The sequence below is a fragment of the Nostoc sp. WHI genome, from assembly GCF_015714725.1.
Lineage (GTDB): Bacteria > Cyanobacteriota > Cyanobacteriia > Cyanobacteriales > Nostocaceae > Nostoc.
In genome coordinates this window covers 22,548-34,597 of sequence record NZ_WBKM01000029.1, presented here as the reverse complement: position 1 = coordinate 34,597, position 12,050 = coordinate 22,548, and the positions used below count along the sequence as shown (strand labels likewise).

The 12,050-nt window shown below is 41.7% G+C and carries 6 protein-coding genes; 3 read left to right on the top strand and 3 right to left on the bottom strand.

Annotated features, from left to right (window positions below):
• Positions 1 to 2,899 (top strand): aminotransferase class III-fold pyridoxal phosphate-dependent enzyme (locus tag F8S12_RS02965; RefSeq protein ID WP_196514730.1); only part of this gene is annotated, 2,899 nt, incomplete at its 5' end.
• A gap of 177 nt (positions 2,900 to 3,076) precedes the next feature.
• Here the strand turns inward: F8S12_RS02965 and F8S12_RS02960 are convergent.
• The 3 genes from F8S12_RS02960 to F8S12_RS02950 form a co-directional block, all read right to left on the bottom strand.
• Positions 3,077 to 4,330: an S-layer homology domain-containing protein gene (locus F8S12_RS02960; RefSeq protein ID WP_196514729.1), complete on the bottom strand. Its 1,254-nt coding sequence runs from the start codon at positions 4,328 to 4,330 to the stop codon at positions 3,077 to 3,079.
• Between the two features lie 445 nt (positions 4,331 to 4,775).
• A complete protein-coding gene (locus F8S12_RS02955; protein WP_196514728.1) occupies positions 4,776 to 5,489 on the bottom strand; it encodes a conjugal transfer protein TrbI in 714 nt (237 codons plus the stop codon).
• Between the two features lie 484 nt (positions 5,490 to 5,973).
• A complete protein-coding gene (locus tag F8S12_RS02950; protein ID WP_196514727.1) occupies positions 5,974 to 8,253 on the bottom strand; it encodes an NACHT domain-containing protein in 2,280 nt (759 codons plus the stop codon).
• 153 nt (positions 8,254 to 8,406) lie between these two features.
• On the opposite strand from F8S12_RS02950, the gene F8S12_RS02945 reads away from it, so the two are divergent.
• Positions 8,407 to 8,619 (top strand): hypothetical protein, encoded by a 213-nt coding sequence (locus F8S12_RS02945; protein WP_196514726.1) that lies wholly within the window; start codon positions 8,407 to 8,409, stop codon positions 8,617 to 8,619.
• 379 nt (positions 8,620 to 8,998) lie between these two features.
• Entirely contained in the window at positions 8,999 to 12,025 is a 3,027-nt protein-coding gene (gene sbcC, locus F8S12_RS02940; protein ID WP_196514725.1) for an exonuclease subunit SbcC, read from the top strand.
• Positions 12,026 to 12,050 lie beyond the last annotated feature (25 nt).

Here is a 12,050-nt window from a genome sequence, read left to right as displayed (position 1 = left end):
CTGCCAATTGTGGCGTTCTTGGGGCATTGAACCGGATGCGGTTATGGGTCATAGTTTGGGAGAATATGTTGCAGCAACGGTGGCGGGAGTTTTGAGTTTAGAAGATGCCTTAAAGTTGGTGGCGATTCGTGCGCGTTTAATGCAGTCTTTGCCTGCTGATGGGGGAATGTTGGCTGTGTTTGCCGAGCAAGAATTGGTGGAGGAGGTGATTGAATCTTATAGCCAGTTAGCTGTTGCTGCGATTAATGGTGTGGCAAATATTGTGATTTCTGGTGATGATAAAGCCCTTGAAGAAGTTAAAGCAATATTTAACGCTCAAGGTGTGGAGACTAGAGCTTTAAATGTTTCCCATGCTTTTCATTCTCCCGCGATCGCTCCTATTTTAGACGAACTGGAACAAACAGCTAGCCAAATAAAGTTTCAAGCTCCAGACATCCCCTTAATTTCCAACTTAACGGGTAAGATGATTTTGCCTGAGCAAGTTCCAGATGCCAAATATTGGCGACGCCACTCCCGCGAGCCTGTAAGATTCATGGCAGGGATAAATACCATGTTTCAGCAGGGCTGTGAAATATTTATAGAAATTAGCCCAAAGTCCATCCTGTCAAGTTTAGGCAAATCTTGCCAACAGGAAGTTAAAGCTACCTGGCTGCCTTCTTTAGTTCCAAAGCAAGATAATTGGCAGGTGTTATTAGAAAGTTTATCTGCTCTGTATCTCCGGGGAATCAGTATTAAGTGGAGTGAATTTGATCGGGACTATTCTAGAAGTTGGCTGTCACTTCCCACCTATCCCTTCCAGCGCAAACGTTACTGGTTTGAAAAAGTTAATTTAACTATGAATAATATAAATGAACAGAAATCAGACGAAAATAAATCTGAGTCTCAGATAGCTGAACTTCCTAAAAGTACTCAAAAAGATACTATTCTTGCAGTATTACATTCTGACATCGCCCAATTACTGCGATCGCATCCATCTGAAGTAGATATTTACGCTCCTTTTCTAGAAATGGGCGCAGATTCAATTATACTGATGGACGCTGTACAAACTATTGAAAATACCTTTGGAATTAAAATTGCTATTCGTCAATTATTTGAGCAGTTAACAACTATTGATGCTTTAGCAAACTATATAGAAGATAATTTACCTCCAAAATGGACACCTCAGTTAGAACCTGCACAACCAGCCGAACCGAAGGCAGCGACTACATCCACAGAGCCAATAATGCCTGATATGGGGGCTTTTGTCGAAGTAGGAGTAACGCCTGATGCCACCATAGAAATGATAATTAAGCAACAGCTTAAGGTGATGTCTCAACAGTTAAAACTTCTCTCCGGCAACAGTATGACAGAGCAGGTGTCATTATCCGATCATGGATTTTTGGAATCAGATCATCGCCCACCAAAATCTAACACTTATTTTCCCCAAGGAAGTCAACAAAACCAAGCTGATGCCGGAGTATCTTTTTATCCAAAACTTGAAATTGAACAAACAGCATCCAAGCCTTCTGTAACTAATGTTGGCTTACAAAGAAAAGAAACTCAATTCAAAAGTCTAAATCCAATCCAGCAAGAACATTTAGACAGGTTGATATTAAGATATACAAATCGGACTCAAAAATCAAAACAGCGATCGCAAGCCTATCGCCAATTTTTAGCCGACAGCAGATCAGTGGCGGGTTTCCGTCCTTCGATCAAGGAAATGCTCTATCCCATAATTGGAGAGCGGGCGCAAGGCGGCAAATTTTGGGATGTGGATGGCAATGAGTATGTTGACATTGCAATGGGATTTGGTGTACTGCTTTTTGGTCACAACCCACCATTTATTACTGAAGCCTTAGAACAGCAAATTAAACAAGGTATACAAATCGGCCCCCAGTCAAATTTGGCCGGAGAAGTAGCCCAGCTAATTTGTGAGATTACGGGTATGGAACGGGTAACATTCTGCAATTCTGGAACAGAAGCGGTGATGACATCTCTACGTCTAGCACGCACAGCAACTTGTCGTAGTAAAATTGCTTTATTTGCTAATTCTTATCATGGCCATTTTGATGGAATTTTGGCTACAGCATCGAATGATCAGATAAATGCTGTACCGATTGTACCAGGAGTATCTCCGCAGACAGTTAAAGACGTTTTGGTACTAGATTACGATAATCCTAAATCTTTGGATATTTTGCAAGCTCACGCTCACGAATTAGCCGCAGTCCTTGTTGAACCTGTTCAGAGTCGCCGACCCGATTTACAACCCAAAGAATTTTTGCAGCAATTAAGGCAATTAACACAAGCAACAGGAACAGCCCTAATTTTTGATGAAGTACTTACAGGTTTCCGCATCCACCCAGGCGGGGCGCAAGCATGGTTTAACATTACAGCAGACATCGCCATTTATGGCAAAATTGTCGGTGGTGGGATGCCGATTGGCATTGTAGCAGGAAAGACTGCTTATATGGATGCGATCGATGGCGGTTTGTGGAACTATGGAGACGCTTCATACCCCCAGACCGAAAAGACATTTTTTGCCGGGACTTTCAATAAAAACCATATAACAATGGCATCTGCCAAGGCGGTGCTTGAGTATCTTCAAAAACAAGGCTATTCTTTAGTGCAGGAGTTAAATGAACGCACATCACAGTTAACTGAGACTTTGAATACTTACTTTCAAACTGAAAATTTACCCATCCGCATCGTAAATTTTGGTTCCCTGTTTCGCTTTTCATTTTCAGGCAATTTGGATTTGCTGTTTTATCACCTGCTAGAAAAAGGGATTTACATCTGGGAAGGGCGTAATTGTTTTCTGTCTACAGCACATACTGATGCAGATATTGATTATCTGATTCAGGCGGTTAAGAATAGCATAGAGGAACTGCGAGAGGGAGGTTTTTTACCTGAAGCTCGATAGCTCGTTGCTTTTCCCGCAGATAATGGTTCACGAATAGCGATCGCGAACCATCTCTTCTTTTCAATATCCGCAGGACTTACGCAAACAATAGCCAAAAAGAATGATTTTTAGGTAGGGGCAATTCATGAATTGCCCCTACAGTTTTTCGTAAGTCCTAATCCGGTGAAAGTCAGCCGATTATTTTATTGAAACCAGCAAATTTTGATTAATCGTCATTTTTAGATCGGTATTCGGATCAATTGCAACTAAGTCAACACTATCTCTATCAAAGATCAGACCAACCAACGCACCGATACCAGCGCCACCCAAGACTTCTTCTGTCGCAATGGCGCGATCGCCAGTGATAGCAGATATTGCAGTTGCTGCACCTGCGCCCAAGGCAGTTTTCTTGATAATTGAACTAATACTGATACCTTTCTTGACGGTTTCAGTTTTGGTAATTACTTCAGAACTAGCGTTCAGTTGATACTCTTGACCATTGGCTAAAACCAGTTTCTCGGCAACGAATTGAGAACCACCCGTAGCAGGTTTGAGTTGACCCATAACTTGACTACCAGCAGGAATTACTACAGTTCCTTCTTGCGTAACCACGTTTTGGGATACTGTCAATGTCAAAGGTGCTGTTTCATCCTTTGTAACCAGAATTTTTTCTGCTTTATCATACCTCACAGGGATAGCAGTCCCTTGAGGAATTGTAACTGATAGAGGCGTTGGGGTAGTGGGGGTAGTAGGTTGTCCAAGAGCCACGACATAGGGCGAGTTCATTGCTGAGGCTTGATTAGAACTAACCAATGCTTGGTAAATAAAAGCTGCTACCTGGGCGCGAGTGGCGGTTGCAGTTGGATTTAGGAACTTCACATTAGGATAGTTCACGACAATTTGCTTCTCAGTTGCGGCTGCGATCGGGCTACGGGCATAGCTAGCGATGTTAGAGGCATCGTTGAAGTATTGCAGAGTGCTTTCGGTATTAACCCTGGCAGTATATTGCAGACCGTTAGCCAGAGAAACTAAAACCTGCTGGCGGGGAATAGCTTGGTTAGGCTCAAAGCGATTACCTGGATAACCAGATAAGAAACCTATAGTGTAGGCTTGCTGAATGGCACTTGATGCCCAATAGTTGCTTGGCACATCAGCAAAATTGATTGCTTGCCGTTGCTGTGCTTTTTGGAAAGCTTTGTTGACCATAGCAGCAAATTGAGCGCGTGTTACTGCTTCTTCAGGGCGGAAGCTACCATCTGGAAATCCAGCAATAACACCTCGTTGTGATAATTGTTGAATAAATTGTGCTGCCCAATAGTTAGATGAAACATCAGAAAAAGTAGTTTGAGCCAAAGATGGTGAAGCTGTAATGAAAGGCGCTACAGTCCCCACTGTGACGCTCAAAGCCATGAATGCAGCTGTTTTAGATTGCCAACGATTTAAGGTAAACATTATTTTTTTACTCCAGTAAAATTAGTTTTTTGCTATTAATTAACTAGACATTTACCGAAGTATAAGGTTCCCAATTATTTCTGCTTTTTGTAAAAACCATTACTTTAGGAATACAGTCATAATCAAAAAATCTATGTCAAAGTAAGTAGGTAATAAAAGTAGTGTAATCAGCCTATTATTTTTTAGTGAAATTAAATAAGTATTCCCATAAATATGGATACTAGACCTCTTGCAAAAGTCCTTCTTTTCGCTTTTTTCTTTGCGCCTTTGCGCGAGACAAAAAATTATTTATGCAAGAGGTCTACTGATTAAGAGGATACAGAGATAGAATAGTTGCTGGGAAGTAGATTTTTTAGAGTTAAAAATGAAGGCGATCGCACACTATAGTTAAAGTTGCGATCGCCTATAAGGGATGATTAAATTCACGACTTAAATGCAGTTAAATCTAGTAGCGAGATGGTGGTACTAAATTCAAGTTAGAATTCAGTGTAAGCCTCAAATCCTGTGCAGGTCTGAGGACAAAGACATTGGCTTCTTTTTTCCGCAACAGGATACTCGCACCCGCACCCGCAGCCGCACCGATAACAGGTTTTAAATCGTCAACTCTGTTGTTGCCAGTAATTAGTGAACCTAAAAGACCAGCACCTCCACCAATAGCTGCATCAGTTAAAACCTGACCTGTGCTAGGCCCCTGTGAAACTTTTTGAGTTGTGGTGTATGTCCGAGAAGTTGCATTAATCGACTGACGCCGACCATTAGAAAATTCTAATTCTTGAGCTACAAACCGCACGCCTTTTCCTTTGTTATCGTCTGTATCTCTTGAATAATTGTCTAAGTCAACAGATTCTAGCCGTCCATTTACTTTAGTACCACCGGGAATCAAGACATTTCTATTTCTGTCGATAATGTCATTAGCTATTCTCAAGGTTAGGGATTTACTTTCCCCAGGAGCAATAGTAACTGTCTCTTTTTCATAAGTGACAGGAAAAGCAACCCCAGAAGGAATGGTAACGTTTCCATTTTGCCCAGTTCTATCCTGCCCAATTCTATATTGAGCATTAGCAGGAGCCAAGCTAAATAAAGGGCTAATGACACTTGTAGTAACGGCTACTGCCATAAGTGCAGCAGTTCCAGATTTCCATTGATGTAGACGAGTCATAAGAGGGTCATCCTTTGTATATGTGATGTGTGTAATGACGAGGATTCACTGAGTTTGTTTCTGACTTTTTTTGAACCTGTCTATAGGCGTGTTCCGAAGATAAAAGTACTTATATAAAAGAATTCAGGAGTCAGAAGTCAGGAGTCAGGAGTCAGAATTTGTATCTTGCTAATGTGCGTCAGTAAATAAGGTGCAAAATACTTGCATGACGCAAAGTTTGTCTAATTGTTTCCAGACTTTGTTTCATTACTTACGTCCACATACTTACGCCATTCAATGGAGGCAAACAAGCTGACTGTGAACTCTTACTTCTATTGTAGATTTATTTACTAGAAATTGGTAAATATTTCCGCTTTTTTTTATAATTGCTAAAGTCAATTTGTAGAGTAATTCCTGATGTAATCGAGTGAAGCGCAATCCTTGATTATTAATGGACTTACTATCCGATGACTTGGTAATACGTTCTATGATATTACATGGGTATTTAATATTGCTGCTGGCGCTGTTTAATCTCTGCGATCGGTAATAGCAAAGTATCTTCTATTTGCTGTCGTACTTTAAGGCTGACATAACAATCATTATTTAGACAATCTACCAGTAATTTATTGGCATCATAATACTGCTTAAGTAATTCCTTCTGCTCGTTACTGAACTGCCAATCATGACCAATATTGCGATATTTAATCATTACTTCTCTTAATTCTTCACACCAAGCCTTTCCATTAGCTAACCACCATTTTTGAAATTCTTGCCTGTCTTGTCTGCTTGGTAGTTGCTCTTGAAGTTTTTGCAGCAAATTCTTGAGTTCTGGGTCGAGGTCGAGGTCGAGGCAGAGGGAGAAGCACAGGGAGAGGGAGAGGTCGTAGTCGAGGGGGCGAAAGACTTCAAGGGAGAGGGAGAGGCACAGGGAGAGTCCGAGGGAGAGGAAGAGGTAGTAGTTTAGAGAGAGGTCGAGGTCGAGTGAGAAGTCGAGGGAACTGGAGAAGTCGAGGGAACTGGAGAAGTCGAGGAAACGGGAGAAGTCAAGGGAGTGGGAGAGGGAGAGGTAAAAAGCCCTAACTGCTCCTGGTTTGTAAGAAAACTTAACGGAAAGAGATTTTTCTCTTACCCACAGAAGAAACTGCTGCAACCTCTGATCATCAGCCACTATAAAATCAATTTTCTCTTTTATCAATAGCAATAACCGATCTGCACTTGGAGACATCCCAACCGCCAGCAAAAAAACTTCCCGCCAGCGTTTCTCAGTAATATGGCTAACAAGATTTTGCAGTGCTTCCTCTGATGACTGTCTTACAACTACAAATTCTCTAGCTGTGAAATACTCATGAAATGTTAGGTGAGAAAATGAGTAAATCCTTTTCGCTCTTGCGACAACTAACCCATGATGATGCTCAATTGAACGCAAAACTTGCTCACTGTCAAGTTGCAATGCTTCTTCGTCAGTTTTAGCATCGGGTAAATTACGGATGTATTCTGTAATGTATTGCTCCGCTACTTTCTGCTTGAAGAAATATTCACTCCTTTCAAAAGTAGTCAACGCCATTTTGCTGAGTAAATCTTCTTTGCGTTGGATTGATAGCTTTTTGTAAATCTGGTAACGTTGAATTCCCCGCCTGGCATCCCATTTTTTCAATAACGCATCCAGTCCTTCCTTATATAACTCAGAACGATTTGCTGGAAAATCCCCTGACTCTTCAAATGCTAAACAAAGCAACGTCAGTAGTAGCGGACTTGCAGCAAGTTGTTTAATGCGGTTATTATCTTCCAGGCGTTTAATAAAAGTCTCTGGTTTTACAGCTTTATCCTTAAACCAGTTATTGGTAAAGTTGGCAATCTGTTCATCGTCAAAATCAGCAACTTCCACCTCTGTGAACTTCTCAAAGGTATACTCCTTTGCTGCAATTCGGCAGGTCATTACAAAGTGATTGTTTGGGAAACGGTCAGAAAACTCACGAATTTCCTTTAAGATGCGATCGCTATCCTCTTCTCTAACCTCATCCAACCCATCGAGTAAAACCAATGCTCTACCATAAGTTATTACATCTTGGATAGGATTGATTACCTCTTCACTGATGTATTGCAGTAATCCAGGTTTATTTGCTGTTTCCGCAAAGTTTTTAAGGGTGACAAAAATCGGCACACGTTCAGCCTGAAATTCACCTCCAATACACTGAATTGCTAAATACTTCAAAAACGTAGTTTTACCTGCTCCTGGTTTACCCAGAATCATCAGCTTGGAATATTTCTCAACCGCTTCCAGTCCTGGCACTCGTTTTTGAGTAGTTCTGTTGAGTCTAAGGTGGTCAAAATCTTCGCTCGTATACTGTTGTAATAATTCATCAATTCCTAACCGTTGCTGTCCAGTGATTTTCTCCAATATATTGACGCTGGTGTAAATGTCATTCAATCCAATGGGTTGAGTCATATCTAACACCCGCATTGTGCCGCAGTCTTTTTGAATGAGAGGTTTTATCTTTTCACGTACTGTTTGCGCGATCGCATCAATATCAATGCTGTTATCCTGATTTACCTCTGGTTCACTAGCTGGTTCAGCAACTATTTCTTCCCACTCTAAATCTAACCTGTCGCAAATCTGGACAAACAGATTGCGGTCAACAGGTTTACCTGTAAAGAACTTTCCGATCGGCTGGCGAGTCACTTCTAACGCTTCGGCTAATGTTTTTTGAGTTAACGAATAGCGAATCAAAGCTTTTTTTGCTTTTTGGATACCTTCTGGAGAACAGGAAAGCGATCGCCCCGTCATAACCTAACCACTACACTTTTGCTGATTTTAACTGCCAAATTGACAATTCATCCCCATCGCATACATAACTTACTCATATCGCAAGCTTGTATTTAAGCCTACAGCAACCACTCGCCTGTAAAGCTAAAGATGTAGTTATTCAAACAAGCTTTAATGTTATCTAAGAAATTTCCTTCAAGAGATGAAGTGCTGGCTGTTGTAACGCTGATTATGGTGATTGGTTCTCTCACTCTTGCAGTTATCGACGAGAAGAGTCGCCCGCAATTTCTAGATTTAACAAAATTTACTGTCGGTACGTATATTGGATTTTTGATACCTCGCTCAAAGTCAAGCGATGTCTACGACGGGCTACGCCTACGCAATTAGCCAAACTAAAATTCTGTCTTGGCAAGTAGCAGTAGTGGAACCATACAAACGAAACCCGCCCTAGCGGGTTTTGATTTTTTAGGATTATCCAGGCATACTCTCATCAGACAGTCAAAAAGAAATTATCTACCTCAACTCTTCTGTAAATGTTTTCTTCTCAGTTAACAACGGTAAATAACCAGAAACCTCCACGTAAGTTTAATTTTCTCCGAAGCTGGTAAAAATTTTTCATCGAACAAGAAAAGGTTACTTACCTTATTGTTAATTTTTGTAAAGTTGATGTCTTCAAAACTAGAAACCTGATATTTACATAGCTAAACTAACAAACAGTGCATCTGTACTGTTAATTATTAAAAGTAGATGTGGCACTATAGCCTGAATGATCCCAGTACAACTTATTCTGAAAAACTTTCTTAGTTACCGTGATGCAACTTTAGATTTTCGTGGTTTGCATACGGCTTGTATTTGTGGTTCCAATGGTGCGGGGAAATCTTCCCTTTTAGAAGCAATCACTTGGGCAGTTTGGGGTGAAAGCCGTGCCACTGCTGAAGATGATGTCATCTATTCTGGCGCGAAAGAAGTTCGGGTTGATTTTACTTTCCAAAGTAACCAGCAAAAATATCGGGTAATTCGCACCCGAATTCGCGCAGGTGCTAGCGTTCTGGAATTTCAAATAGAAATACCATCTGGGTTTCGCTCGCTCACTGGCAAAGGCGTAAGAGCGACACAAGATTTGATTTTAGAACATATCAAGCTCGATTATGATACTTTTATTAATTCTGCCTACTTACGTCAAGGTCGTGCCGATGAATTTATGCTCAAGCGTCCTACGGAACGCAAAGAAATTTTAGCGGAGTTGTTAAAACTCAATCAGTATGATGATTTGGAAGAACGGGCTAAGGAATCTTCTCGTCAGTTAAAAGGACGATCGCTAGAGCTAGAGCGTTCTTTGGAGTCGATAAAAACTCAGTTGCAACAACGCGACATAACCCAAGCGCAAAGAATCGAGTTAGAAGCGGAACTTAACCAACTGCAACAGGTGCAAGCTTTTGACAATACTCAATTACAAAGTTTGCAAGTTGTCCAACACCAGCGCCAAAATTGGGAACAACAACTCAACTTTGTAAAACAGCAATACCAAAATCTTACCCAAGATTGCGATCGCCTCCAACAAGAACAATCAGCTATTGGCTCTCAGCTATCAGATTTAGAAAAAATATTACACCAAGAAGCTGAGATTAAAGCTGGATATGCCCAATATCAAAGTCTACAATCTCAAGAAGAAGCTTTTGCTGTCAAATTTGAAGAACATACCCGCGCTGGGCAGACTCGCCAACAAAAGCAACAACAGCTTACCAAACAAATTCACGAAATCGAACGGCAACTGCAACAAGCTCAAGCCCAAATCGAAGCTTTACAGCAACAAGAGCGAGAAATTCAGCAAACTTTGACTAAATCAGGTGAAGTAGAAGCGGCTTTGTCACAACTGGGCGCAGCCCGTCACCATGTTGCTCGTTTAGATCAACTGCAAATGCAAGTTACTCCCTTATTGCAACAACGAGCAATTTTACAAAGCCAACTTGATCGCACTCATGCTGGTTTAGTCGCGCGACTCGAACAACTGCAAAGTACTGAGAACCAATTGCAACGCCAGCAGCGCCGCCAACCGCAACTACAACAAGCGGTGATGGATGTGGGAATCCAGATTGAGGAACTGGAGAAAAAGCGAGTTTATCTGCAACGAGTCCAGGAAAAAGGGCAAGAAAGGCGGCACTTTATCGAACGTTTGCAAGCTCATCAACGGGACTATGAAAAACTAATCGGAGAATTAGAGCAGAAATTGCAAATGCTCCAAAATCCTGAAGCTCTTTGTCCATTGTGCGAGCGTCCTTTAGATGAACATCACTGGAGTCGGGTGGTGGAAAAAACCCAGGCTGAGTTAGAAGATACTCAAGGGCAGTTTTGGGTAGTCAGAGAACAAATGGCTGTGTCTGACAGAGAGATTCAGGTACTTAGGCAGGAATATCGGGAAATTTCCCAACAGTTAGCGAGTTATGACGGTTTACGCGAACAACGGGGACAGTTAGCAGCGCAGTTAGAAGCTACAACTGATGTCCAACAACAGTTACAACAAATTGCCGCCGAAAAACAGCATTTAGAGCGATCGCTCCAAGGTGGTGATTACGCTGCCGATAAACAAGCCGAACTGCGACAGCTAGACCAATATCTGCAACAAATTAATTATAATGAACAAGACCACGCTCTTGCCCGGAGCGAAGTTGAGCGGTGGCGATGGGCAGAAATTAAACTCCAGCAAATTAAAGACGCGACTAAACGACAAGGGCAACTATTAGCCCGAAAACCAGAACTTCAGTCCCAAATTGCTCAATTACAAGCCAGAATTCAGCACGATCAAACTGATTCGGAATGTGCTAAACAAATCGTGGCTCTTGAGCGTCACATTATTGAAATTGGCTATAGTTCCGAACAGCACAACAACCTCCGCATGGCTGTAAAGAAAGCTCAATCTTGGCATTTGCGGTATCAACAACTGCTATCAGCCCAGCAACAATATCCCCAACTCCAGACGAGATTGCAAGAGTTAGAAGAGTCTAGAAGCGCCAGAGTAACCGAGCGGCAAAAACTCGGCGGACAAATCGAAAGCATTATCCAGCAACTACAAGCAACAGCTAACCCATCTGCCCAAATTGAAGCTCTAGAGCAGCAGTTAGGAATACGCAGACGGCAACTTGATGAGCAAATAGCTAAGTTGGGGCGTTTAGAACAGTTGGCGCATCAACTGGAAACGCTACAAATTCAGTATGAACAACAGCAGCAGCAACTACAGTCTTGCAAGCAGGAATATCGTGTTTATCAGGAATTAGCGCAAGCTTTTGGTAAAAATGGCATCCAAGCACTGATGATTGAGAATGTGTTACCGCAACTGGAAGCCGAAACAAATCAATTACTTTCGCGGTTGAGTGGGAATCAGTTTCATGTACAATTTATTACTCAAAAAGCTGGGCGCAGCGCTAAATCAACCAAGAAAAATGCCAAGCTGATCGACACCTTAGATATTTTAATCGCCGATTCTAGAGGAACACGAGCTTATGAAACTTACTCTGGTGGGGAAGCTTTTAGAATTAACTTTGCCATCCGTTTAGCTTTGGCAAAATTATTAGCGCAACGGGCAGGGGCGGCGTTGCAATTGTTGATTGTGGATGAAGGTTTTGGTACACAGGATGCTGAAGGATGCGATCGCTTGATTGCCGCGATTAATGCGATATCATCTGATTTCGCGTGCATCCTCACTGTCACCCACATGCCCCACCTCAAAGAAGCTTTCCAAGCCAGGATTGAAGTGAATAAAACTCAAGAAGGTTCGCAGTTGAGTTTGTCAATTTAATTACGAATTACGAATTACGAATTAC